A 25,568-nucleotide genomic window follows, 5' to 3' on the forward strand; every position below is an offset into this window, starting at 1 on the left:
TGACCTGGTATTCGAAGGGCAGCTTGGGACCCTTGGCCAGCGTGGCGTACAGGATGGACGCGTTGGGCTTGGCCAGCAGCAGGCCGGTCGGGTTCCCGGCCGAATCGAGCACGATCTCGCCTCCGGGAGGCGCCGGCGTGTTCTTGTCGTAGCCCACGGCGCGCAGCGCCGCGGCGTTGAGCAGGGCGCGGTCGTAGAGGTGCAGGATGAAGACAGGCGTATCCGGGGCGGCCGCGTTCAGCTCTTCAATCGTGGGCAGGCGCTTTTCCGCGAACTGGTGTTCGGTGAAGCCGCCGACCACGCGCACCCATTGCGGGGCGGGCGTGATGGCGACCTGACGGCGCAGCATGGCCATCGCGTCGGCCAGGCTGGTCACGCCGTCCCAGCGCAGTTCCATGTTGTAGTTCAGTCCACCGCGGATGATGTGCAGGTGATTGTCGATCAGGCCGGGCAGCACGCCGCGTCCGTTCAGCGCGATGACGCGGGTGGCCGGGCCTGCCAAAGGCAGGATGTCGCTGGCTGCGCCCACGCGCGTAAAACGGCCGTCCTTGATGGCGACCGCGTCGGCGATGGGGTTGGCGGGGTCCAGGGTCGTGAAACGGCCCTGATGCAGGATGAGGTCGGGGGCGCCTTGGCGCGCGGGATCCAGGGTGTCAGCCATTGCGCTTGTCTCCACATGCATCGGCGGGTTGTTGGGCGGTGTCGGCGGACGCCTTGGGGCAGCTAGGCAGTTCGCCGAACATGTGCGGTTTTACCTGTTCATGGATGAAGGACGTGCGGGCGGGCTCGTCCGCCAGCAGGCGCTTGACCAGCGGGGGAATCTGCTCCCCCGCCAGGATGCCCAGCAGGCCAACCAGCGCAATCACCGGTGGCGCCGGCGATCGCACATTGAACAGGGCGTAGATGATACCGACCAACAGGCCGAGTCCCAAGGAAACGAGGTAGACCTTCATGGGCGCGCTCCTGTCAGCCTTCGTGGGCGTTGAACATGGACTTGGCGTAGATGATGCCCAGGCCATAGGCGCCGCCGAACTTCCGGGCGATGCCGGTCGTCATGTCGTAGGTGTCGATGCGGGCCCAGTCGCGCTGCAGTTCCAGCAGGTACTGCAACGCGGTGATCGGCTGGCCGCCTGCCTGAACGATACGCTCAATGGCGCGGTTATGGGCTTCGGCGGACACGTCGCCGCAGGCGTCGGTGATCACATAGACTTCAAAGCCCTGGTCCAGCGCCGACAGGGCCGGGCCGACGATGCACACGCTGGTCCACAGGCCGGCCAGCACGATGCGCTTCTTGCCGATTTCATTGACCTGCTTGATGACGGTGGCGTCTTCCCAGGTGTTCATGGACGTGCGGTCCAGCAGCGGCCGGCCCGGGAACGGGGCGGTGACTTCCTCGAACATGGGGCCGGAAAAGCTCTTTTCGGCAACCGTCGTCAGGATCGTGGACACGCCGAAACCGGCGGCGGCATGGGCCACCAGCGCGGCGTTGCTGCGCAGCGTGACGGCGTCGATCGAATGGGTGGCGAACGCCATCTGCGACTGGAAGTCGATCATGATCAGCGTGTGATCGTGCGGGGACAGCAGCTTGGCGCCGGGGGTAGGGGTCGCAATGACAGGCACGGATGATTCCTTCGGTTGCCAGAGTGAGGGACCCCGGCAATGTGCCAGCCGCCCGCCGGGCCGTATTGAACGATAGTCCGCCGGTTTGAAGATTGTGATCGCGGCGGGCGCTCATTTCGACAAGGACGGTCAGCATTGGCCAGCCGCATCGGCGAAACGCACTGCCGAAACGATGTATCGCCACGGGCGCGGCGCTCGGTTACGCTGCTTCAGTCCCGGCGCGTCGCAACATTTCCTTTTCGGAGAATCCCATGGGCCTGGCTTTCCAGAACGAACTGCACGACGACTTCGGCATGCGGCCGGCGGCCTACATACCCTATGGCGGCGCCGATCTGGGGGAAATTCTGGCGGTGGGGCGGGCGGTGGGGGACGGGGACGACGCCGCATTCTTCGAGGCCTGGATGGCGGCGGGAGATCGGTTGACCGCCGAGGCGCAGGACGCCGAACGCCGCAACCTTGTCGCCAGCGCGCGCGAACTGCACTTGCGAGCCAGCGCATTCTATTGCACGGCGTACCGGCCTCTATATGGCGCGCCGACAGACGCGCGGTTGCTGACGGCCTTTCGCAAGCAGATGGCGGCTTTCGACCGTGGCCTTGCGCTGTCCACGCATCCGGTCATGCCCGTGGGCATTCCGCTTGACGGCGCGCGCATGCCGGCATACCTGATTCCGGCCGTCGGTCACGAGACTGACGTCAGGCCGCTCGTCATCTTCACCAACGGTTATGACGCCACGGTGACGGATATGTATTTTGCAAGCGCCGTGGCCGCGTCACGCCGGGGCTATCACGCCCTGGTGTTCGATGGGCCAGGGCAGGGCGGCATGCTGTACGAACAGGGCGTGGCAATGCGGCCCGACTGGGAGACGGTGGTGGGCGCGGTGGTGGACTACGCGATTACGCTGCCCATCGTGGATGAAAAACGTATTGCGCTCAGCGGCTGGAGCCTGGGCGGCCATCTGGCGCCGCGCGCGGCGTCCGGCGAACCTCGGCTGGCGGCCTGCATTGCGGACCCGGGGCAACAAAGCCTCGCGGGCCCGTTCCGGCCGTTGGCAATCAAGCTGGGCGCCAGCCCGGAAAGCGCGCAGAACCTGGGTGAGCTGGATCAGCCCGTGATGGACCGCCTTTGGCAGTTCGTCACGGCCAGCCCGGTGCTGACGTGGAAGATCGCGCGGCGCGGCTTCTGGGTGCACGGCGTGGACAATCTGCGTGATTACCTGCGGGCGATCGAGCCGTTCACCCTGGATGGCCGGGTCGACCGGATTACGTGCCCCACGCTCATGACGCTGGCCGAAAACGACATGTTGGCGGCCGGCACCCAGCAGTTTTTCGACGAATTGCGCTGCCCCAAGACGCTGCTGCGCTTCACGGCTCAGGAAGGGGCCGGGGACCATTGCGAATCCGCGAACCGGTCGCTGTTGAACCGCCGCGTGCTGGACTGGCTGGACGGCGTGCTGTAGGGCGGGCCGGGCCGCGCCCGCCGCGCTGCCTATAATTGCACCGATCCCCGCTTTTTAGACGGCAGTCCTGCCGTGCCTCATGTCGACCTTGCCTTTGCGCGTGCTGTCGGTGATTCCACCGATGACGCAGCTGAATACCCCGTACCCGTCCACCGCCTACCTGACCGGCTTCCTGCGTTCGCGCGAGGTCACCGCGTATCAGGAGGACCTGGCGCTTGCCCTGGTGCTGCGCCTGCTGTCGGCCGATGGCCTGCGCGCCGTCGCGCAGCGTATCGACGCGCTGCCCCTTGAAAAACACACGCAACCGATCCAGGCCTTCGTCGCCATGCAGGCGCGCTATCTGGCCACCATCGGGCCGGTGATAGGCTTTCTGCAAGGCCGCGATCCGACACTGGCGCACCGCATTGCCGGCCGCAACTACCTGCCCGAGGGTCCGCGATTCAGTTCGCTGGACGTCTACCTGGACGAAGAAGGCGGCGATCCGCTGGGGTGGGCGTTTGGCGCACTGGGCCTGCAGGACCGGGCCAAGCACCTGGCCACGCTGTATCTGAACGACCTGGCCGACGTCCTGCGTGACGCCATCGACCCGCGCTTTGAATTCGTGCGCTATGCCGAATCGCTGGCGGGCAGCCAGCCGACGTTCGATCCGCTGGCAGAGGCGCTGGCCGCGCCGATGAACCTGGTGGACGAGACGCTGCGCGAGCTTACGGACGCCGCGCTGGCTCGCCATAAGCCGACGATGGTCTTGCTGTCGGTGCCGTTTCCGGGTGCGGTGTATGCGGCCTTTCGCATCGCGCAGGCCATCAAAGCGCAGGATCCCACCATCGTCACGGTGCTGGGCGGCGGCTTCGTCAACACCGAGTTGCGCGAATTGAAAGACCCGCGCGTGTTCGACTATTTCGACTTCGTCACGCTGGATGCCGGCGAGCGCCCCTTGCTGGCGCTGCTGGAGCACGTGCAGGGCAAGCGGTCGCGCCAGCGCCTGGTGCGCACGTTTGTGCGCGATGCCGACAGCGGCGCGGTGCGGTACGTCAACCTGGTTGAACCGGACGTCGCGTTCGCCGAAGTGGGCACGCCCACGTGGGACGGTCTGCCGCTGGATCGCTACCTGTCGCTGCTGGACATGCTGAATCCGATGAACCGCCTCTGGAGCGATGGCCGCTGGAACAAGCTGACCGTCGCCCACGGCTGTTACTGGAAGAAGTGCAGCTTCTGCGACGTGGGGCTGGACTATATCGGCCGTTACGAGGGCGCGTCGGCGTCCGTGCTGGCTGATCGCATCCAGGCCATCGTGGCCGAGACCGGGCAGACCGGCTTTCACTTCGTCGACGAAGCCGCGCCGCCCAAGGCGTTGAAGGCGCTTGCATCCGAGCTGATCGAGCGCAACGCCGGCATTTCGTGGTGGGGCAACATCCGCTTTGAAAAGACCTTCAGTCCGGAACTGTGCGAACTGCTGGCCGACAGCGGCTGCATCGCCGTGTCGGGCGGCCTGGAGGTCGCGTCGGACCGGTTGCTGAATCTGATGAAGAAGGGCGTGTCGATTGACCAGGTGGCGCGCGTGACGCGCGCGTTCAGCGATGCCGGCGTGCTGGTGCACGCCTATCTGATGTACGGCTTTCCCACGCAAACCGTGCAGGACACCGTGGATGCGCTGGAGTACGTGCGCCAGCTGTTTGAGAATGACTGCATCCAGAGCGGGTTCTTTCACCGCTTCGCCTGTACGGTGCATTCGCCTGTCGGACTGAACCCGGACGAATACGGCATCACGCTCAAGCCCTTGCCCGACGTCACGTTCGCCAAGAACGACGTGGGCTTTCACGATCCCACGGGCGTGGATCACGACGCGCTGGGCAAGGGATTGAAGAAGGCCATCTACAACTTCATGCACGGCATCGGCCTGGAAGAGGACGTGCGCAGCTGGTTCCCGTTCAAGGTGCCGCGCACGACGGTGGCGCGGCATCGCATCGAGCGCGCGCTGAGCCAGCGGGGATAGGCGGTCCAGGCGCGGCTCGTGTCCCTAAAGCACGAAGCCGCCGTCCGCGGTCAGGCTGGCGCCTGTGATGTAGCCCGCATCGGCCCCGGCCAGAAACGCCGCAAGCCCCGCGATTTCAGTCGATTTGCCCATGCGGCCCAGCGGAATGCGGGGAATCAGTTGGGCCGTCCATTCGGCCGTCAGGTCGGTCTGGATGGGACCCGGCTGGATGTTGTTGACGGTGATGCCGCGCGGCGCAAGGTCCAGCGCCGCGCCGCTGACCAGCGCGGCGACGGCGGCCTTGGTCATGGCGTAGACGCTGCTGCCGGGCGAGCCGGTCCGGATGGCGGTGTTGCTGCCGATGGTGATGATCCGTCCGCCGTCGCGCATATTGGCTGCAGACGCCTGGATGGCCAGGAACACGCCGCGCACGTTCACCGCCAGCATCTGGTCCAGCTCGTCGAGCGGGACGGCGCCGATTGGGTTGGCGCGATAGATGCCGGCGTTGACGACGGCAACGCTCAGCGGTCCGAATGCCTGCACGGCGGTGTCGACCGCACGCGCGATGGCTTGCGGATCGGCGCTGTCGGCTTCAATGGCCAGCGCGTGTCCGCCGCTGGCCTCGATGGACGCGACGACTGCGTTGGCGCTGTCGGCGCGGCTGGCGTAGGTCAGCGCCACGGCGTAGCCGGCTTCCGCCAGTCTTGCCGCAATGGCGGCGCCGATGCCGCGAGAGCCGCCGAACACGAGCGCGGCGGGGGATTCAAGGGGTGGGATTTTTTCCATGATGTGCACCGTTTTCAGTAGGTGCTTGCATCATCCCGCTGAACCCGCGCCCGCGCACCACCGGATTCAAGTCGCAGTGTGTGCGGCAGGAATCGCGGATACATGCCGGTACGATTGGCCGCTGTTTGCGCGCCTTTCGCCCGCCGTTTTGGCGCAAAGGCGCGCGGAATCTGCCGCTTGATACCGCCCGTCAGGCAGTCGGCGGCGCGTCCGGCACTGTGTTCAGCACCGGCTCGGCGGCCTCGGCGCCGTGTACCGCGTTGGTCAGATCCTCGGTCATTTCGTGGTCGAGCGCACCCTGGATCAGGTCGTCGGTGACGCGCAGCTCCACGCCCACCGGCGACATCTGCGCAGCGGCCGCAAAGGGCGCCACGGGGGCGGGCGCGGGGCGTTCGTTGCGGCGCCAGACGAAGAAGGTGACCAGGCCCAGGTTCAGCAGCGCAAAGCACCAGAACAGGCCCGCTTCGCCAAACTTCGCCATGACCGCCGAGATCGCCAGCGGACTTAGCGCCGATCCCAATGAATTGATCAGCAGCAGCCCCTGGATCATGCGAACCAAGGCGTCCGCGGGCGCGCGATCGGCCGCGTGGCTGACGGCGACCGGATAGATGGCAAAGACGCCGCCGCCCAGCAGGAACAGCAACGGCATCAACAGCGACGATCCCGGCGGCAGCATCAGGATCAGCAGACTGAGCACGGCGCAGAATATGGCCAGCGCGATCAGCACCACCTGCCGGTCGCGCAGGTCCGACCAGCGTCCGACCGGATACTGCAGCACCATTGCGCCCAGGATGACGGCGCCCATCATCTTGCCGACCTCGGCAACATCCAGGCCGATGCGCTGCAGATACAGCGGCAGCAGTGTGTAGACGGCGGCAATCGCCACGCCCGAGCCAAAACAACCCATCACACCCGTGGGCGTCATGCGCGCCAGGTGTTGCGGCAACAGCGGCTCGACGCGCTCCACGAGCGGCGACACGCGCGGAATGATCACCATCGGCAGCACTGACAGCGACGCCAGCAGGCCGGCCACCATGAACGGCGCCATGTCGCCCAGCCGCGTGATCGCGCCCAGCTCCAGCTGGCCCAGCATGCCCGAGCCATACAGCGCGATCATGTACAGCGCCAGCAACCGGCCGCGCATCTTGGCGTCGCCCGCCAGCAGCAACCAGCTCTCGACCACCAGAAAAACGCCGACGCTTGCCCAGCCGTTGATCAGACGCAGCACGAACCACGCCTCGCGATTGAAGATCAGGCCCTGCAGCAGCACCGTCACGGCGATCAGCGACGCAAAGCTGCTGTAGGCGCGGATATGGCCGATGCGCAGGATCAGGCGGTCATTGAAGATCGCGCCCAGCGTCAGGCCGATGAAGTACGACGACGAAATGATGCCGACCACCGTGGCCGATTCGCCGGCGGCGTCCAACTGCAAGGTCGTGAGGGAAGAGATGAAAGCGTTGCCGATGCAGACAACGAACAAGCCAAGAAGGGGCCCGAGCACAAGGCCCAACAACTGCCGAGACATGAAATCCTCGATTTCCAGAACAGCAAAAGCATCCGGTGCGACCGGACAAACGATCAATGGGTTTTGGGGGAATGCGTCATGGTTCGCCCGGCTGGGGGGGGCAATGCCACGCGCTTGGGCGCGGGCCGGCTGGCGCGGGGCACGCTCGGCGGGAATCCGGCGCGGATTGTAGCGCTTGTTGGCGGGGCGGCTTGGCGCGACGAATTTGACACTTGCCGTGCTGCGCAGGCTGATCGGCGTCGCTACAGTGCGCGGACAGCCCGTCGCCTTCGAAGGAGAGGACAGCATGACAAGAAAGACGCCCGCGGTGACGAGGCCTGTCGCCGCGCCGGCTGACTATGGCGCTGTTCACGGCGGCATCGTGGCACTGCTGGATGCCGCCCGCCAAGCGGCGGCGCGCAGCGTCAATGCACTGATGACGGCCAGCTATTGGGAGGTTGGCCGCCGGATAGTCGAGGCCGAGCAGAAGGGCAGACGGCGGGCCGGCTACGGCGAGCAGTTGATGGAACGTCTGTCCGCTGATCTGACGGCCCGATTTGGACGCGGGTTCGGCGTCAACAACCTGGAAAGCATGCGGCGCTTCTTTCTCGCATACCCCGAGCCAAAGATTTCCCAGACACCGTCTGGGAAATTGGAGAGCCAGCCGGCCTGCGACAAATCCCAGACGGCGTCTGGGAATTTGAGCCTCTCCGAACTCTCGCAACGTTTCACTCTTCCTTGGTCTGCGTATGTTCGGCTGCTGTCGGTAAAGGACCCGTATGCCCGGCGGTTCTACGAGGCCGAGACGTTGCGTGGAGGCTGGAGCGTGCGGCAGCTAGATCGTCAGATCGGCAGCCAGTTCTACGAACGAACGGCTTTGTCCAAGGACAAGGCAGCCATGCTGATAAAAGGGGCCATGCCGAAGCCCGAAGATGCCGCTATGCCCAATGACGCGATCAAGGATCCATACGTGCTGGAGTTCCTCGACCTGAAAGACGAGTATTCGGAGTCCGATCTGGAAGCAGCTCTGATCCAGCGGTTGGAAGACTTTTTGCTGGAGTTGGGCGAGGGGTTCACCTTCGTGGGGCGGCAACGCAGGCTGCGCCTGGACCAGACCTGGTATCGCGTCGATCTGCTGTTCTTTCATCGCAAGTTGCGTTGCCTGGTCATCGTCGACCTGAAGCTGGGAAGCCTGACCCACGCCGATGTGGGCCAGATGCACATGTACTGCAACTACGCCAAGGAACATTGGGCCTTCCCGGATGAAAACCCCCCTGTGGGCCTGATACTGTGCGCGGATAAGGACCACGCCCTGGCAAGGTACGCGCTGGATGGCTTGCCGAACAAGGTGGTAGCTGCGAATTACCGTACCGTGCTGCCCGATGCCGAACTGCTGCAAACGGAACTGGAAAACACGCGACGGCTGCTTGAGTCGCGGGCAGCCAAACTGCTGGGCATTACTGCCGCCAACTGACACACCCCGCCCGGGGCTGCAGCGCACTACGTCAGCGCCATGCCCCCGTCCAGCCGCAGGTTGACGCCCGTGACGAAGCTGCTCTCGTCACTGGCCAGATACAGCGCGGCGCGCGCCAATTCGCCGGGGCGGCCCATCCGGCCCAGCGGGATGGCGGCGGCCATGGCGTCGTCCAGCCCGGCGCGCTGATCGGCGGGCAGCCCCAGCTTTTCCAGGATGGGCGTATCCACCGGGCCGGGGCTGATGACATTGACGCGGATGCGCCGCGCCTTCAGTTCCAGCGCCCAGCTGCGGGCCATGGCTTCGATGGCGGCCTTGCTTGCGGCGTAGACGGCATGGCCTTCCAGCACCTTGGCGCTGGCGATCGAGCTGACCAGGATGATGGACGCGCCGCCGTTCAAGACGGGCAGGGCGCGGGTCACGCCGAAAAACACCCCGCGCGTATTGGTGGCGAATTGACGGTCGTAGTGCTCCACGGACACCTGCGCCGAGGGCTCAAGGATGGCGATGCCCGCATTGGCCAGGTAGATGTCCAGGCCGCCGAAGCGCTGCCGGATTTCCTCGGCCACCCGGTCGTGGGTGTCCAGGTCGGCGACGTCGCCCGTGATGCCCAGCGCGTTGTGGCCGATGGCGCGCACGGCGGCGTCCACCGCGTCCTGACGCCGGCCCACGATGGCGACCTGCGCGCCGGCCTGTGCAAAGGCCTGGGCGGCGGCTAGGCCGATGCCGCTGTTGCCGCCGGTGACGAGGGCGATTTTGCCTTGTAGTTGGGTCATGGCTTTTCCAGAAAGATGAAAGAAGACCCACTCTATCTATTCCAATAGGAGTTAAATAGATGGCCTAACGACAATCACCTGTGCCTAAAGGTCATCAATGGACATGCTTCCCCACGCGACCGCGCTAGCGGCCTTTGCCGCCACTGTGGAGGCCGGCTCCTTCAGCGCGGCGGGGCGGATCCTGGGCAGCACCCCGTCCGCGGTGTCCAAGGCGATCGCCCGGCTGGAACAACGCTTCGGCGTCCGGCTGTTTCAGCGGTCCACGCGGGTGCTGACGCTCACGCCGGAGGGGGCGGCTTATTACGAGCGGGTGGCGCCACTGCTGCGCGCGCTGGACGACGCCGGCGAGGTCATGCAACCGGCAGCCACCGCGCAAGGGCGCCTGCGAATTACGGCGCCCGGCGACCTGGGGCGCTTGCTGATGACGCCCATCGTCAACGGCTTCCTGCCCGCGCACCCGGCGCTGAAGCTGGAAATGAGCCTTGCCGACCGGCACGTGGACCTGATCCGCGAGGGATTCGACCTTGCGATTCGGGCGGGCCGCGTCGCGGATTCGGAGCTCAACGTGCGGCAACTGGCGCAATTGCCGTTGACGCTGGTCGCATCGCCCGCGTATCTGAAGCGACGCGGCACCCCCCGCAGCATCGCTGATCTGTCCGGCCACGCGCACGTGCGCTACCTGCTGGCCGGAAGCCCTTTTCCCATCACGTTCGCGTCGGGGGACGTGGTGCGCCCGGACGGCGTGTTCGACACCGACGACGGCACGGCCCTGCGCGCGGCCGCGTTGGGGGGACTGGGCATCATCCAGATCCTGCGGCTGGCGGTGGCGGAGGATCTTGCGGCTGGGCGGCTGGTCGAGGTGCTGCCGCAGGCGCAATTGCCTCGCGTGCCGGTGTCCGTGCTGCACGCCTTCGGCCGCCACGCACCCATGCGGGCGCGGCTGTTCATCGATTTCATGGCGGAGCAATTGCAGTCGCTGGCATAGCGGCCCCCGAGCGGGCGCAGGACGTGTGGCGGAATTAAAACAGGTCCAGATCGAATCGTTTGCGCCAGCGCAAATTCTTCGCGTGCGGCGGGTTGACCACTGCCGTGTTAACGATATTTTTCGTAAGATAAGCGCCTATCATTCTCATTTGCATTGAACTTGAGGGCGTGGAAAGTGTCTGAGGAAAAATTGAATTCGATGGATTCGCGGGCCGTGCGAATCGCGCCTTGCGTGGCGCTCACCTTGATGTTGCCGCTGCACGCGGCGTACGCGCAGGACGCGCAGCAGGCGACCACGCTGCAGCCCGTCACCGTGACTGCCGGCGCCGTGGGCGATGGGGATCTGCCGCCGGCCTATGCCGGAGGCCAGGTCGCCGAAGGCGCGCGGCTCGGCCTGATGGGCAACCAGTCTGTCATGGACACGCCGTTCAACGTCACCAGCTATACGTCCGAACTCATCAAGAACCAGCAGGCGCGCACGCTGGCCGATGTGATGGCGAACGATCCGTCGGTGCGCTTCACGACATCCAGCGGCCACGCCTATGAGAACTTCCGCATCCGGGGCTTCGACGTCAACCAGAACGATGTGGCCATCAACGGCATGTACGGTCTGGCGCCTATGGGCCGCACGCCCGTGGAATTCGTGGAGCGGGTGGAAGTGCTGAAGGGGCCGAACGCACTGTTCAGCGGCATGGCGCCCAGCGGCGCGGTCGGCGGGACAGTCAATCTGGTCACCAAGCGCGCGACCGACACGCCCACGGCCACGTTCGGGGTGGACTGGCTGTCCGATGGACAACTGGGCACCACGATCGACGCCGGCCGGCGCTTTGGCGCCCGCAATGAATGGGGCGCGCGGGTGAACGGTTCGTTCAGCGACGGCGCCACCACGCTGGATGGCCAGTCCAGAAAGCGCGAATTCCTCTCGGCGGGCCTGGATTACCGCGGCAGCGCGCTGACGGCATCGATCGACGCCTACCATAGCCAGGAATCGTTCACGGGCGGCACGCCGGCCATGTTCTGGTTCGCGAGCCCGGTGGTGCCGGTCGCGCCCGATCCCCGCATCAACCAGTTCAGCACCGCGTACGGCAGCATCCAGAGCAACGCCGTCATGGGCCAGGCCGAGTACCGATTCAACGAGCACGTCTCGGCGTTCGCCGGCGTGGGCCGGCGCGACAGCGACCAGTCCGGCCTCATCAACGGCACCCATGCCCGGCAGATCCAGCCGAACGGCGATTTCACCGGCCAGATCGTGGGCCAGCGCGCCTACACCGACGCCACCACCGCCGAGGGCGGTCTGCGGACGCGCTTCAAGACCGGCAGCGTGGGCCATGAACTCGTGCTGCAGGCGTCCTACCTGAAGCTCGAGGACGGTTCGGCCACCGGGCCGGCTTCGGTGTTCAGGTCCAACATCTACAACCCCATCACGCCGGTCATGCCGGCGCTGCCGGGCAACCCGCCCAAAACCAGCGAGAACACGCTGACCAGCCTGGCGTTGGTTGACACCATGTCTTTCCTGGACGACAAGCTGCGCGTCACCGGCGGCGTGCGCAACCAGCGTGTGAAGACCAGCAACTTCGACAGGATGGGCAAGACCACGGCGCGTTACGACGAAGATGCCGTCACGCCGGCCGTGGCCGTCGTCGTCAAACCGTGGGGGCCGGACCTCTCGTTCTACGCCAACTACGTCGAGGGCCTGAGCAAGGGCGACAGCGTCACCGACACGACGGCAACCAACTTTGGCGAGGTCTTCGCCCCCTACAAGACCAAGCAGAAGGAGCTGGGCGTGAAGTGGAACGCCGGCACCTTCACCAACACGCTGGCGCTCTTCGAGATCGACAAGCCGATGCTCGTGACCGAAGGCTCACCGGCGCGGCCCACGTATGCGGACGGCGGCGAAAAGCGCGTGCGCGGCGTGGAGTGGAATACGTTTGGCGAGATCGCGCAGGGCGTGCGCGTGCTGGGCGGCGTCACGTACACGCAAGGCACGCAGGTCAAGACTTCGTACGGCCGCTACAACGGCAATACCGCCGTCGGCGCGCCGCGCTGGCAGGTCAACACCGGGATGGAATGGGATACGCCGTGGGTGCCGGGCTTGACGCTGACCGGACGCGTCCAGGCGACGTCGCGCCAGTACGCGGATTCTGCCAACAACATCGAGATCCCGGGGTGGGGGCAAGTTGACCTGGGCGCGCGCTATGCGACGAAGGTCAACGGCCGCGACGTGGTGCTGCGCCTGAACGTCAACAACGTGTTCAACAAGTACTACTACGCGGGCATCTTCAGCGACACCACGCCGATTGCGACGCTGGGACCGGCCCGCAGTGTCATGGCGTCCGCCGCGATCACCTTCTGACAGGCGGTTTGCATGGCGTCCGCCGCACCCTCGGACCGACCGGTCCAGGCGTGCGGCGGACCCAGACACCATTCCTTCCGGGGCGACCATGCCAGTCCTCATTCTTGCCAGCCTGATCGCCGTGTGCATGGGCTGCTTCTCCATCTATCGCGCCTCGCCCAACCAGCAGTGGGCAAGCAAACCTTGGGCCGCCGCACCCGCCCGCACGGCAGGCATTGCGCTGCTGGCGTTGGCCGGCTGGGGGTGCCTTTACGGTTTCACCGTGGTGACGGCAGTGTTCGTGTTCTGTACGGCGCTGATGCTGTTCTTCTGCCTGATTCCTTACCTGGCCGTACTGCGGCGGGTGCAAGCCTGGGGCATGCCGCGGGGAGAACGCGATGAAGCCCGCTAAGCCCGCGCCCATCCGGCGTGACTGGGTTTCAAAGAGCCTGGCCGGCGCGTTGCTGGGATTCGCCATCGCCATGGGCGCCAGCGCGCTGCTGGCCACGCTGACATCCGCGGTGCCGCTTGCGACCCGCTCGCAGCTTGCCATGTGGCTGGTGCCGCCGGTGTGGCTGGGCATCGCGTCCACCGTTTATTTCTTCGGCAGCGGCCTGCGCGCCTGGTGCTGGCTGGGCGGGACCTGCCTGGCGCTCTACGGCGGGCTGTACGCGGCCGGCGCGCTTTAAGCAGGAGGATCGCCATCATGCGAGCCGACTACATCCGCATCTACAAAGCCGTCCACACCTGGACCGGCATCCTGACCGGCATGGCGCTTTTCATCGCGTTCTACGCGGGCGCGCTGACCCTGTTCAAGGAACCCATCGCGCGCTGGGCGTCGCCGCGGCCGGACGTGGCGATGGCGCCGCTTGAAACCGTGCCCGACCTGATCGCCAGGACGCTGGCGGCGCGACCCGATGTGGCCAAGGGCTTCACCATCCATCTGCAGCCCACCGAAAACGTGCCCGCGCGCATGGCCTGGGAAGTGCGCGACCCGCAGGCCGACGACCATGACGAATCCTCCGTGCGGCACTATGTTGCGCGCCTGGACGCGGGCGGGGCGGTGCAGATCGGGGAGGCCGAGCCCAGCGGGCTGGGCAATTTCATCGACGTGCTGCATCGCGTGGTGGGCCTGCCCGCCGACAGCGATCCCAACCGCTGGTTCATGGGCATCGTCGCGTCGTTGTACGCGATCGCGCTGGTGTCCGGCGTCATCGTCCTGCTGCCGTCGCTGGTCAAGGATTTCTTCGCGCTGCGGGTGGGCAAGAACCGCAAACGCATGTGGCTGGACGCGCATAACGTGGTGGGCATCATTTCGCTGCCGTTCCATATCGTGATGGCGCTCAGTTCGGTCGTGTTCGCCTTTCATGACGGGATTTACGACATTCAGGACCGGCTCATGTACGGCGGCAAGCTGGAATCGGTGTTCCAGCGGGGCGGGGGCGCTGCGCCCGACGCCGCGCCGCGCGATCCGTCGGCCATGCTGCCGCCCCAGGAATTGCTGGAGCATGCGCGCAGGATGTCGCCATCGTTCGAGCCTTTCGCGCTGCAATACACGCAGGTGACCGCGCCACGCGCCATCGTCCGCATCTGGGGCAAGGACCCGGCGGCGGTGTCGCCGCGCGCCCGCGGCGGCTTTGTGGCGATGGACCCGTACAACGGCAAGGTGCTCAACACCGATTACTTGCCGGGCCGCCAGGATGCGGCGAACTTATGGGTCAGCAGCTTCTTTGCCCTGCACATGGCGTCGTTCGGCGGCGCGGCGGTGCAGTGGTTGTACTTCCTGCTGGGGTTGGCGGGCGCATGGCTTTTCTACAGCGGCAACCTGCTCTGGATCGAATCGCGCCGCAAGCGCGCGGACCGGCGCACCGGTGCGGTGCCGGTGCAGCGGCTCGATACGCGGTTGATGGCGTCCGCGACGGTGGGCGTGTGCCTGGGCAGCGTGTGCGGCATTTCGCTCATGATGGTCGCCGCGAAGGGCTTGCAGGGTCACGTGGCCGACCTGGATGCGTGGCTCAAAGGGCTGTACTACGCGGGATTCTTCGCGGCCATCGCGTGGTCGTTCCTGCGTGGCGGCGCAAAGGCGGCGGTGCATCTGCTTTGGCTGGCGGCTGCGTTCACGTTGGCGATTCCCTTGACCTCGCTGCTGGGCGCGATGGCGCCGTCGACCGGCTTGTGGGTGCACACGTCGGCCGCAACGCTGGGCGTGGATGCGACTGCGCTGGTCATGGCGCTGGGATTCGCGTGGATGGCGGCAGCCACGCACCGGCGGCTGGCGCGCGGGGAGGCGGATAGCGCGTGGGCGCCGCGGCGCGCGCGTTCCGGGGCTGACCCCGCGGGTGAAACTCAGGGTTGAACCCCGGGCCGGATAGCCCGGGGCTTTCTACCACTCGTTGATCGTCGGCCGTCAGAACCGGTATCGCACGTCCAGCGTCCCCGAGTTCTGGCGGTTGCCTTCACCAAACTGGCCGCCGTAGACCACGCCGACGGTGGTGCGCTTGCTGACCGCGATCCCCACGCCCAGTTCGATCACCGCCGCGTCGCGGGCAATGGGCGCGCCGGTGGCCGTGAACGATTCGCTGCCCTGCACGAAGGACAGCGTGCTGGCCGGGTCAAGATCGCCAAACGCATGGCGCCAGCCAAGGGTCCCGTGCACGTGGCCGAGCGCGCCGGCGCTTTCGAACGTGGTCAGCGCATGCAGGCCGAGCGTCGTGGTCGTGACCTTGTTGCTGCTGCTTTCACCGCGCAGCGCCGCGACGCCGCCCGATTCCGAGAAGCCGCGCGTGTGCAGATCGCTGTAGTTGGCGGCGACGAAGGGTTCCAGCGTCACGCGGTCATTCAACGGCATGGCATAGCCGAGCTCGGTGAAAACCTGCCCGGTGCTGGCGCCGTAGCTGGCTTTCAGCGTCTGGTCCAAACCCGCGCCAGCGGTGCTGCGCTGGGTGCTGATGTCGTGCCAGGTGTACGCCGCGCCCAGGCTCAGGTTGAGCTTGCCCGCGCCGGCCTCGAACGCCTTGCCGCCGTAGATGGTGATGCTGTAGCTGTCGGCTTCCGAACTGGACGCGCGGTCGGCGGTGCGGCTGCGGCTGTCGGTGTAGCCCAGTGCGCCGCCCAGACGCCAGCCGCCGCCGATGGCGTGATCGCCGCCGATGGTGACGCCGGCATCCGACTGCGTGGTCTTCGCGGCGTCGCGGTTGCCGTCCAGGGTGGTCCAGTTTCCAAACACCTGTGTCCACAACGGCTGCGCGGCCGAGCGGGGCAGGGAGGCTGCATCGCCCAGGCCAAGCTGCGCGGTCGGCGCACCAGGCATCCAGCCGGCGTTGAGGTTGGCGCGCAGGCGCGTCAACGGCGCCTGCGTGAAGGTGGCGGCCGTGTACTGCAGCCCGGACATCGCGCTGGCGTGCGCTTCACCCGACAGGGCATCGAAGGCGGATTCGGGAGCGCCGTTTGGCAGATTCAGCACGTGCCGGAAGAGCGCGCTGTTGGTGGGCAGGCTTTGCAGCGCCCGCGCGACGGCGCGTTGGTTGCCCGAGACGGCTGCGTCGGCGAACTCGATGGGACGCGTGCCGCCGTTGCCGCCTTCGTTGTCACCCCCGTTGCCGGGGGCGACTGGCATTTCCTTCAGGTCCACGACCAGATTGACCTGCTTGTCGCCGTAAGACAGCGACGGGGTCAGGAAGGCGAGGTTGCTGGAGATGGCGTCGAACCGGCCCTGCACCCCGTTGTCTGCCGACAGGATGGCGTACGAGGTGGACGGCGCGTAGTTGCCGTTCTGCGCAAGCTGCACGACCGTACCCGCGAGCGACGCGGCGCCGGCCACGCGCACGCTGCTGCTGAGGCCACTGGCGTCCGTGGCGACGCGGTAAGTGGAGCCCGGCTTGAAGTTCAGGTCGCCGGTCAAGGCCATCTGGCCATACGGCGCCGCGGAACTGCCCGGCGCCAGCGTGGCGCCCGAGGCGATGGTGACGGCATTCAGCGTGCCGGTGCCGGTCAGCGTCGTACCCGCCGCGGCCTGGACGCGGCCGCCCAGCTTGCCGTCGACCTGCAGCGTGCCGGCCGTCAACTGCGTCGTGCCGGTGTAGGCGCTGCTGTCGCCTGATAGCGCCAGGACGCCCGCGCCCAGTTTGCTTGTCGCCCCTGCGCCCGACAGCGCGCCTTCGTAGCTGAAGTCGTCCGCGCGGTTGAAGACCAGGCTGGCGTTGTTGACGATGTTGCCCGCGATCGAACCGGCGGTGCCGCCGTCGCCAACCTGCAGCGTGCCCGCGTCGATGGTGGTGACGCCGCTGAGCGTGTTCTGGCCGGTCAGCACCAGCGTGCCAGCGCCGGACTGGCGCAATGCACCCGTCCCGGCCATGTCGCCGCCGAAGACCACGCGGTCGCTGCGCTTGAAGGCCAGCGTGCCGCCGCTGTCGATTACGGCATCGCCGACGATGCTGCCCGAGACCGCGCCATCGCCCACCTGCAAGGTGCCGGCCTGTACGGCCGTGCCCCCGCCATAGGTGTTGCTGCCCGTCAGCACCAAGGTGCCCGCGCCAAGCTTGGACAGCGTGCCCGTACCGAGTAGGTCTTGATAGATCGTGAAGGTGTTGCCCGCATCGGCGATGTCAAACCCGCCGCCAGTGCCGTTCAGGCTGATAACCCGGTCGGTGTTGTTGAAGGACGTGCCGGTCACACGCAGATTGCCGCCCCGGAATTCCAGAGGGGCACGCGGAGCACCGAGGTTGGCGTCATTGGACACGGACAACGTGCCCGCGCTCAGGCGGGTGGCCTGGGTGTAGACGTTGGCGCCGTTGAGCACCAGCGTGCCATATCCCGTCTTGTCGATGCCCGCGCCGGTCAGCACGTTGTCGATGGTGGCCGTCCAGGCCCTGGAGGGCAGGCTGGCGTCGCCCACGCGTACTTCGCCCAGCGCGCCCGTCGTGGCGCCGGCCACTTCCAGCTGGTCGCCGGTCAGGTGATACCCGTCGCTGGCGAACTGGATGCCCTTCGCCGTAATCGCGCCCGCCGTCGCGTCCACCGTGACCGTGCCCGCATCGCCACCGAAAATGGCGAAGGCATCGGCTGGCTGGCGCGGAGCCGTCAGGCTGCCGTCGGCGTCGGTCCAGTTTGCGTTGGTGCGCGACCAGACCCCGGAACCGCCGCCCAGCCGGGAGGGGCTGGCCAGGCCGTTGGCGTTCCAGAGATTGAGTTCCAGACTGGCGGTATTGATCAGGTTGATCTGCTTGCTGCCGGTCAGGGTCTGGATCGTCTGACCCGCCGCGCCAGGCAGAATTCCGCCGTTCGTCGTGGACAGGGTCCCCGTGTAGTCGAACAGCCGGTACAGGCCCAGGCCGAAGCCGCCGCCATCCAGGGCATTCAGTTGCACGCCATGGAGATTCAGGTTGCCGATGACCGACACGCTGCGCCCTTCGCCGCGCGAGGAGCCGATTCCCGGCGCCCCGAAGGTGAAGTCGGCCTGGCTGCCCTGATTCATGGTCAGGTTGCCATTGATGGTGAATATGCCGCCGGGTCCACCGGGGGCGAGGCTGCCGCCGGCCGAGACGGCGACATTGCCGTTGACGACGCCGGCGCCGCCCAGCGAGGCGCCGCTGGCCACGCTGATGCTGCTGCTGACGCTGGCCGCCGAGTGGGCGGTGTCGCCGCCGATGCGCAGCGCGCCGGCCGTCACCAGCGTAGTGCCGGTGTAGGTATTGATGCCGTTGAGCGCCAGGGTGCCTGCGGTCGACTTGACGATGCCGCCCGTGCCTGCGATGACGCCCGCGTAGGCGCCGCTGCCGACGCCCAGCATGTTGGCGCCTATCGCAATCGTGCCGCCGGTGCCTCCCAGAGATCCGATCGTCGGAGACGAGGAGGCGGACACGTCGAATGTGCCGCCCGTATTGACGGTGACTGCCGAGTTGGCCGCCAGTCTGCCGGTTGTCCCAAGCGCCAGGACGCCGCCGTTCACGGTCAGGCCGCCCGTGAACGTATTCGAGCCGTTCAGGGTCTGCAGTTCGGAACCCGTCTTGATTACCGCGCCGGGTCCCCAGATGACTCCGGAATAGCTGGCGGACGAGGCGCCATTCAGCGTCAGCTGATTCGCACCCAACTGGACACTGCCGCCGGTTCCTTGCAAGGCGCCCAACGTTTGGCTGCCGGCAGCGCTCAGGTCCAGCATGGCGCCGGCTTCCACCGTCACCAGGCTTGCCGGCAGGCTGCCCGTCGCACCGAGTGCGAGGGTGCCCGCAGTGACGTTGGTGGCGCCCGCATAGGTATGGGCGCCGGTCAGGGTCACCGTGCCTGTGCCTTGCTTGGACAGAGAGCCAGCACCCGAAATGGTGCCCGCATAGGTGCCGTCGTTAGCCTGCGAGAAACTCAACAGGCCATTGGCGGTGATGTTGCGTTGCAGGCTGGTGGTGGTGCCCACAAGCGTCTGGGAAATCCCAACGTAGGTGCCGCCCGAATAGTCGTTGCTTCCGCTCAGGGTGACCGTGTTGGTCCCGGACAGCGTCAGTGCGCCGGTGCCGGATACGACGCCGGTAAGTGTTAGCGGGTTGTTGTTCAGCAAGGTCAGACCTTGCGCGCCGAGCACGAAGTTATTGGCTAGTGTCACGTTGGCGGTCGTGCCAATGGCCCCGCCATTCGCGCTGACCTGGCCGGTGCCCAATACCGCGTTGTTTGCAACGAAGACCGCGCCGCCGTTCAATTCGACGTTTCCGCCATTGGCCAGGGGACCGTCAGTCAGGTACCAGGAGCCGCTGTTGACGCGCAAATTCTGGAAGTTGATGTAGGCGCCGCCGGAAATGCCGGTGACTGCACCGCCCGTGCCGCTGCCCGTGCCCGCCGACGGCAACACGTTCTGCAGCACCAGCGTATTACCTCCACCCGCGCCGCCATTGACTGTCCCGGGTGGTGCAAAGCGAAGGTCCGGATCGGAGGCCACGGTCAGGTCCAGAGTGGCGGCGCCAGCGCCGCGTGTCACCAAAGAACCGGATACTGCGGTGAAAGTATTGTTTCCGCCCAGGCCTAGCGATACGCCGCCCACGATGGTTCCGGCATTGACGAAGCTATGGCCTGTTCCAGGGGAGCGGGACTGTTCGAAACCGATGCGGCCGGTGATTGCGCCAGTGTTCACGAAGCGCACTTGACCGCCACCGGTCGCGGCAATAACGGGAATGTCCGGCGACGCGACTGAGACCCCCATGAGAGGCGCGCTTGCGACGCTGCCTTCATTGGTCAGGGTGCTGACTCCGCCCACCCCGTTCTGGACGGACAGCGCCATGCCTTGCAGGCTTGGCAGGACGCCTCCCGGCCCCGTGCTTCCGCCGAGCCGGCCCGTTGCCGTATTGACGAAAGAAATGGTCTGGGGGGTCGCATTGCCGATCTGCAAGCCGCCTGCGACAGCGACGATGGGATTGCTGAGCAGGGTGGGGTCAATGGTGCCGCTATTGGAAACCGTCGCATTGCTGCCGGTGAGGGACATCGCCCAACCGCCGGAGCCTGTTGGGCGAGACACGCCGGCGCCCGTCGCCACCTGGACGATGAGATCGTCGTCGGGACTGGAAAAGTTGGGAAAAATCGGGTTGGGCTCGCCGGAGCATGTCACGTCCGCACCCGTCTGTACGCACGCCGCTTGAACTGCCGAACTCAGCACCGACAGGCTGATCGTCAGCGCGAGGCGGAGCGCCTTGGGGGGCGAGACACGGGACAGGGCGCCCGACGAGCAAGAGCGGCCTGCCCGAGACTGCGAGGCAAATTCCGAGGCTGCCTGCCAGACCCGCAATTTACGATTCCATACGAGCCGGTAGATGTGATTCAAGACAAGTGCTCCTCGATGCGCCCGATAGGGCAGGCCGTCGGACAAGCGGCCCGTGCGCTGGCGGCTTCACGCCAACGCGCACATGCGCGGATTCGCAAAACCTGTGTGAATTAGTTTCGGAATAGTAACCGCCAGTGAGTAAAAGTACTTAGTCTTGCGAGTCAAGCGGGCAAAAAAAAGGGCGCCTTGCGCGCCCCCTACTTACTTCACCACGTAATTCTTCGCCTCGGCCTCGCCCGCCCACTTGCGCAGGGCGCTGATGAATTCCGGGCATACATTGCCGTCGACGCTAGTGTCGGTGATGACGCTGTCCTGCATGCGCATCAGCACCTTGCACTCATATACGCGCGTGCGGTTGGCGTAGTGGCCGGTGCTGCTGTTCTGGAAAACCGGCGTCGCAGCCGTGGTGTTGGTCGCGGGGATCATGCCCACTACCTGCTGGCTGGTGCTGTCCACCACCCACTCGGTGTAGGGGGCGGATTGGTAGTCCGACCATTCCAGTTCCATCGTGTTGCCGACCGGCCGGATCTTGGACGGTTCGCCCAGCGCCGCGATCGCGTCGTCGATGGAGCGGCCTTCCATGTTCTTGGCTACGTTCACGCTGGGCGAAAACGACAGGCCCGATTTGAAGACCTGGCTCAGCGACGGCATGGTGGAGCTGCCGCCGGTGGGCATCGGCGCGCAACCGGCCAAACCCAGCGTGACAAGCAGGCCGGTCAACAGAAGGAACTTCCCGCGGTTTTGGTTGGAATGCTGTGTCGGCTTCATCGTGTGTTGTCCAGGCTCGCGGGGTGGCAGGTCCCTCGACAGGCGAGGACACGGCGGCGATTGTTTCTGTTCGTGACGGGATCAGGCATCAATGGCGCCCGCCGCGGCAGGGTGCGCGGCCGAGGCAAGATCGGCCAGTGCCAGAAAGTGCGACATTTTTACCGAAAAAAAGGGCCGGGGTTCGCAAGCCGACGTGTGAAATTTGTTACTTAATATGCCGGCCGGGCGGCACCATACAGGGACGGACCCCGGGAGGGCTGCGCTAAGATCGTCCCCGCCCAATCCACTGGATTTCACGACGATCATGCCCGCTCGCTTTCAATTCCTGATCCGCGCCGCATTTGCCGCTTTGGCCCTGATGGCGGGGCTGGCTTCTCCCACCGCGCACGCCGCAGAAAAGCTATACGGCGGCATCGCCACCGACGGCAAGCATTCCCGGATTTTCTGGGTGCTGCCCGAAACCGATGGCAAGGCGGCCGAAGCCGCTGCGCTGGCCGAGTGCCGCAAGGCCGGCGGCAAGGAGTGCAAGGTGTTGAGCTGGTTCTCCGACAGTTGCATGGTGTACGCCCGCAACTCCGTGCAGGATTTGTTCCCGGGCAACAGCGTGTCGCCCGAGATGGCCGCCAAGAAGGCGATCCGGCGTTGCACGGCCGGCAGCCCCGATGGCAAATGCCGCCTGACCACCATGCCGCTGTGCGTGGGTCCGGGCTACAGCGCCGCCGACATGCAGGCCCCCGTGAAGGCCACGCCCGCCGACCTGGAACGCCTGTCGGCCAAGCTGAACCAGCGCGAATACTGGGGCGCCATTGCCGAAAACGAAGACGGCGGGCTCGTCTATGCCGACGGCTATCCCAACGAGAACGATGCGCTGTCCAAGCTGCTGGATTGGGAAGACTGCAAGGGCTGCCGCAAGGTGCTGACATACACCGACAGCTGCGTCGGTCTTGCGTGGCCCAAGGGCGCCAAGGGACGCGGCACCAACTTCACCGCGCTCAATCCCGATCCGAAGACGGCCCGCGATGAGTCGCGCGCCGCGTGCACCGCGAAGACCGGCAGCCCGGCCTGCGTGGCGATGGTGCGTTGCTCGGGCCGCCCGTATATCGACGGCTATGCCGGCGAGGGCGAAAAGCCGAATTGATGTTGGCGTAGCACGATGCCGCATTCAAAACGAACGGGCCTGCGGGCCCTTTTTTTTTTAAATCGCCGCGCTGCGCGGCACGCCAAAGCAAGCAAGCCATCGGCGAACATATGCAAATAAGCCTGCGTCTTTAAGGCTTCGGGCAATGTCCAAGCAATTACAACCTCTTTGTCTGGTTGTACTCGCGAGGCCTAGAATCAGCCCTGTTCCATAGCAGGCGGCAGGGCATGTCATCGCGACTTTCGATCGAATCGGTACAGCTTTCATTCTTGTCGCAACGGCATCAGGCCGTTCGCGATTTCTACCGGCGGATCATCGGGTTGGAAGAAGTGCAGGGCGACGGCGACCGGCTGCGCTTCGCGCTTGGCGACGCCACGTTGTCGCTGTCTCCGGTCGACGAAGTGAGCCGGGCGGTCAAGCCCGACTACCTGGCCATCAAGGCCACCGCATACGACGACATCCTGTCGCGCCTGCAGCTGGCGGGCCATTATCCGGTGTGCTCGCTGCCCGATGTGTTGCCGCGCGTCATGTACGTGAAGGATCCCTCCGGCAACCAACTGGCCATCCTGGGCTGAGGCGCGCACGATGAACTTCCAGCAATTGCGATCCGTGCGCGAAGCCGTGCGCCGCGACTTCAACCTGACCGACGTCTCTGAAAGCCTGCACACCTCCCAGCCCGGTGTCAGCCGGCAGATCCGCGAACTGGAAGAAGAGGTGGGCGTCGACATTTTCGTGCGTTCCGGCAAGCGCCTGATCGGCCTCACGCCGCCCGGTGAACTGATCCTGCCGCTGGTGGAACAGATCCTGCAGGCCGCCGACAACATCCGTCATGCGGGCGCGGAATACGCCGACAGCCGGACAGGCGTGCTGTCGATCGCGGCCACGCACTCGCAGGCGCGCTATGCCTTGCCGCCCGTCATCAAGGAATTCCGCCAACGCTATCCCGAGGTGGTGCTGCATCTGCACCAGGGGTCGCCGCGGCAGGTCTCGGAGATGCTGCTCGAAGGCGAAGCCGACATCGGCGTGGCGACCGAAGCCGTGGCGGACTATCCCGGTCTGGTGAACCTGCCGTGCTACCGATGGAGCCACAGCGTCATCGTGCCGCGCGGCCATCCGCTGGCGCGACAGCACGACGGCGTCACGCTGTCGCAGTTGTCGCGCTATCCCATCATCACGTATGGGCGCGGCTACACGGGCCGCGCGCATATCGACGAGGCCTTTGCGCGCGCCGGCATCACGCCCGACATCGTCATGACCGCGATGGATGCGGATGTCATCAAGACGTACGTGGAACTGGAACTGGGCGTCGGCATCGTGGCGGCCGTGGCCTGGGACGCCGAGCGCGACAGCCGGCTGTGCGCGATTGATGCGCGGCATCTGTTCGAAATCAACCTGACGCGGCTGGCGATCCGGCGCGGCGCATGGCTGCGCGGCTACGCCTTTCATTTTGTGGAGATGTTCGTGCCCACGCTGACGCGGGAAGTGGTCGAGCGCGAGCTGAAGGGCGAGGGCTGATGCCGCCGTCATCGGCGCGAAAGGGGCGAAAAAAAAGGAAGGCAGTTGCCTTCCTTTTTCATTCGGGGCGCAGTATCAGCCCTTGATGAACGCCAGCAGGTCGGCGTTGATCACGTCAGCATGCGTCGTCAGCATGCCGTGCGGGAAGCCCGGGTACACCTTCAGCGTGCCGTTCTTGAGCAGCTTGACCGACAGGCGCGATGCGTCGTCGATCGGCACGATCTGGTCGTCGTCGCCATGCAGGACCAGCGTCGGAACGCTGATGGCCTTCAGGTCTTCGGTCTGGTCGGTTTCGGAGAAGGCCTTGATGCCTTCGTAGTGCGCCTTCGCGCCGCCGATCATGCCCTGGCGCCACCAGTTGTTGATCACGCCCTGCGAAACCTTGGCGCCGTCGCGGTTGAAACCGTAGAACGGGCCCGAGGCCACGTCCAGGAAGAACTGCGCGCGGTTGTCGGCCAGCGCCTTGCGGAAGCCGTCGAACACTTCGATAGGCGTGCCGCCGGGATTGGATTCGGTCTTGACCATCAGCGGGGGGACGGCGCTGACCAGCACGGCCTTGGCGACGCGGCCCTGCGGTTCGCCATGGCGGGCGACGTAGCGGGCGACTTCACCGCCGCCGGTCGAGTGGCCGATGTGCACGGCATTGCGCAAATCCAGATGTTGAACCACGGCGGCGGCGTCCGCGGCGTAGTGGTCCATGTCGTGGCCGTCGCTGACCTGGGTCGAGCGGCCGTGGCCGCGGCGGTCGTGCGCAATGACGCGAAAGCCCTGGGCGAGGAAGAACAGCATCTGTGCGTCCCAGTCATCGCTGGACAGCGGCCAGCCATGGTGGAACATGATGGGCTGGGCCGTCTTGGGGCCCCAGTCCTTGTAGAAGATTTCAACGCCGTCGGGGGTGGTGATCGTGCTCATGTCGTGTTCTCCGGGGGTTAGTTGGACCGCAGGGATAGACTAGGGCCTTATGCGTCGCCGGGACATCCTACGCTGGGCTTGGCGCGTCATACAAAGGTATAAGCGGGGTTTCGCGGCGGATGTGTCCAATCCGCCACCACCCGGCTTTACGCGGTCTGCGCGCCTTGCAGCGCGTCGGCCACGCATCGCGCCATGGCTTCGCCGTCCACCGGCTTGTCCAGGTAGGCACAGGCGCCCAGGGCCAGCAGCCGCTGCCGCGCCGCCTCGGTGGGGAAGGCCGTCATGAAGATCAGGGGAAAGCGGCGTCCCGTCGCGATCAGCTCGGCCTGCAGCTGATCGCCCGTCATGGGCGACATCTGCACGTCGGTGATCATGCAGTCCGGGTCCCCGCCTCGCGGGTCGTTCAGGAACTCGGGCCCCGAGGCGTAGGCCCGCACCTCGTACCCGAGCGAGCGCAGCAGGCTGCACAGCGCAATCCTGACCCCATCGTCGTCGTCGACAACCGCGATAGTGGGAGTGTGGTTCATGTAAG

21 protein-coding genes are annotated in these 25,568 nt (G+C 66.0%); 11 read left to right on the forward strand and 10 right to left on the reverse strand.

The genetic code is table 11. The features are described 5' to 3' along the window. The 3 genes from RT697_RS21520 to RT697_RS21530 form a co-directional block, all read right to left on the reverse strand. Nucleotides 1-661 (reverse strand): amidohydrolase family protein (locus RT697_RS21520; RefSeq protein WP_313701636.1); only part of this gene is annotated, 661 nt, incomplete at its 3' end. Continuing rightward, complete coding sequence (locus RT697_RS21525; RefSeq protein WP_175234415.1) at nt 654-953, reverse strand: XapX domain-containing protein; 300 nt, start codon at nt 951-953, stop codon at nt 654-656. The genes RT697_RS21520 and RT697_RS21525, both read right to left, overlap by 8 nt. Nucleotides 954-966: 13 nt before the next feature. Continuing rightward, nucleotides 967-1,620 (reverse strand): hydrolase, encoded by a 654-nt coding sequence (locus RT697_RS21530; protein WP_313701637.1) that lies wholly within the window; start codon nt 1,618-1,620, stop codon nt 967-969. A gap of 251 nt (nt 1,621-1,871) precedes the next feature. Here RT697_RS21530 and RT697_RS21535 point away from each other — a divergent pair, with 251 nt between their 5' ends. Then, on the forward strand, nt 1,872-3,077 hold the full coding sequence (locus RT697_RS21535; protein WP_313701638.1) for an alpha/beta fold hydrolase: 1,206 nt from the start codon (nt 1,872-1,874) through the stop codon (nt 3,075-3,077). Between the two features lie 79 nt (nt 3,078-3,156). Next, complete coding sequence (locus tag RT697_RS21540; protein ID WP_313701639.1) at nt 3,157-5,070, forward strand: B12-binding domain-containing radical SAM protein; 1,914 nt, start codon at nt 3,157-3,159, stop codon at nt 5,068-5,070. A 24-nt stretch (nt 5,071-5,094) separates the two neighbouring features. Here the strand turns inward: RT697_RS21540 and RT697_RS21545 are convergent, their stop codons facing one another. Both RT697_RS21545 and RT697_RS21550 read right to left on the reverse strand, forming a co-directional pair. Further along, nucleotides 5,095-5,835, reverse strand: coding sequence for an SDR family oxidoreductase (locus tag RT697_RS21545; protein ID WP_313701641.1), 741 nt, complete (start codon nt 5,833-5,835; stop codon nt 5,095-5,097). A 190-nt stretch (nt 5,836-6,025) separates the two neighbouring features. After that, nucleotides 6,026-7,360: an MFS transporter gene (locus RT697_RS21550; protein ID WP_313701642.1), complete on the reverse strand. Its 1,335-nt coding sequence runs from the start codon at nt 7,358-7,360 to the stop codon at nt 6,026-6,028. A 286-nt stretch (nt 7,361-7,646) separates the two neighbouring features. Between RT697_RS21550 and RT697_RS21555 the strand changes: the two genes are divergently transcribed. Then, complete coding sequence (locus tag RT697_RS21555; protein WP_313701644.1) at nt 7,647-8,813, forward strand: PDDEXK nuclease domain-containing protein; 1,167 nt, start codon at nt 7,647-7,649, stop codon at nt 8,811-8,813. A gap of 26 nt (nt 8,814-8,839) precedes the next feature. Here the strand turns inward: RT697_RS21555 and RT697_RS21560 are convergent, their stop codons facing one another. Next, nucleotides 8,840-9,589, reverse strand: coding sequence for a glucose 1-dehydrogenase (locus RT697_RS21560; RefSeq protein ID WP_313701646.1), 750 nt, complete (start codon nt 9,587-9,589; stop codon nt 8,840-8,842). Between the two features lie 103 nt (nt 9,590-9,692). Between RT697_RS21560 and RT697_RS21565 the strand changes: the two genes are divergently transcribed. The 5 genes from RT697_RS21565 (at nt 9,693) to RT697_RS21585 (ending at nt 15,261) form a co-directional block, all read left to right on the forward strand. Beyond that, nucleotides 9,693-10,574, forward strand: coding sequence for a LysR family transcriptional regulator (locus RT697_RS21565; RefSeq protein ID WP_313701647.1), 882 nt, complete (start codon nt 9,693-9,695; stop codon nt 10,572-10,574). Nucleotides 10,575-10,787: 213 nt separating this feature from the next. Next, entirely contained in the window at nt 10,788-12,926 is a 2,139-nt protein-coding gene (locus tag RT697_RS21570; protein ID WP_313701649.1) for a TonB-dependent receptor, read from the forward strand. 88 nt (nt 12,927-13,014) lie between these two features. After that, nucleotides 13,015-13,317: a hypothetical protein gene (locus tag RT697_RS21575; protein WP_313701651.1), complete on the forward strand. Its 303-nt coding sequence runs from the start codon at nt 13,015-13,017 to the stop codon at nt 13,315-13,317. Next, nucleotides 13,304-13,594 (forward strand): hypothetical protein, encoded by a 291-nt coding sequence (locus RT697_RS21580; RefSeq protein ID WP_313701653.1) that lies wholly within the window; start codon nt 13,304-13,306, stop codon nt 13,592-13,594. Before RT697_RS21575 ends, RT697_RS21580 begins: the two co-directional genes overlap by 14 nt. Nucleotides 13,595-13,611: 17 nt before the next feature. Further along, entirely contained in the window at nt 13,612-15,261 is a 1,650-nt protein-coding gene (locus RT697_RS21585) for a PepSY-associated TM helix domain-containing protein (RefSeq protein ID WP_313701655.1), read from the forward strand. 51 nt (nt 15,262-15,312) lie between these two features. Here the strand turns inward: RT697_RS21585 and RT697_RS21590 are convergent, their stop codons facing one another. Together RT697_RS21590 and RT697_RS21595 are read right to left on the reverse strand one after the other, a co-directional pair. After that, nucleotides 15,313-20,703: an autotransporter domain-containing protein gene (locus RT697_RS21590; RefSeq protein ID WP_313701657.1), complete on the reverse strand. Its 5,391-nt coding sequence runs from the start codon at nt 20,701-20,703 to the stop codon at nt 15,313-15,315. 201 nt (nt 20,704-20,904) lie between these two features. Further along, the gene (locus RT697_RS21595) at nt 20,905-21,423 is read right to left on the reverse strand and encodes a hypothetical protein (RefSeq protein ID WP_313701659.1); all 519 of its coding nucleotides are present in this window, start codon (nt 21,421-21,423) and stop codon (nt 20,905-20,907) included. Nucleotides 21,424-21,775: 352 nt separating this feature from the next. On the opposite strand from RT697_RS21595, the gene RT697_RS21600 reads away from it, so the two are divergent. The 3 genes from RT697_RS21600 to RT697_RS21610 all read left to right on the forward strand — a co-directional run bounded on the left by RT697_RS21600 (nt 21,776) and on the right by RT697_RS21610 (nt 24,124). Next, complete coding sequence (locus tag RT697_RS21600) at nt 21,776-22,609, forward strand: DUF4189 domain-containing protein (protein ID WP_313701661.1); 834 nt, start codon at nt 21,776-21,778, stop codon at nt 22,607-22,609. 227 nt (nt 22,610-22,836) lie between these two features. Beyond that, the gene (locus tag RT697_RS21605) at nt 22,837-23,184 is read left to right on the forward strand and encodes a VOC family protein (RefSeq protein WP_313701662.1); all 348 of its coding nucleotides are present in this window, start codon (nt 22,837-22,839) and stop codon (nt 23,182-23,184) included. Between the two features lie 10 nt (nt 23,185-23,194). Next, nucleotides 23,195-24,124, forward strand: a complete 930-nt coding sequence (locus RT697_RS21610; protein WP_313701664.1) for a CysB family HTH-type transcriptional regulator — start codon at nt 23,195-23,197, stop codon at nt 24,122-24,124. Nucleotides 24,125-24,199: 75 nt separating this feature from the next. On the opposite strand, the gene RT697_RS21615 is transcribed toward RT697_RS21610, so the two are convergent. Next, the gene (locus RT697_RS21615; RefSeq protein ID WP_313701665.1) at nt 24,200-25,036 is read right to left on the reverse strand and encodes an alpha/beta hydrolase; all 837 of its coding nucleotides are present in this window, start codon (nt 25,034-25,036) and stop codon (nt 24,200-24,202) included. Nucleotides 25,037-25,182: 146 nt separating this feature from the next. Beyond that, nucleotides 25,183-25,568, reverse strand: a 386-nt coding sequence (locus RT697_RS21620) for a response regulator (RefSeq protein ID WP_313701667.1), incomplete at its 5' end; no start/stop codon positions are given.

The sequence above is a fragment of the Achromobacter sp. genome (assembly GCF_032113835.1).
Lineage (GTDB): Bacteria > Pseudomonadota > Gammaproteobacteria > Burkholderiales > Burkholderiaceae_B > Achromobacter.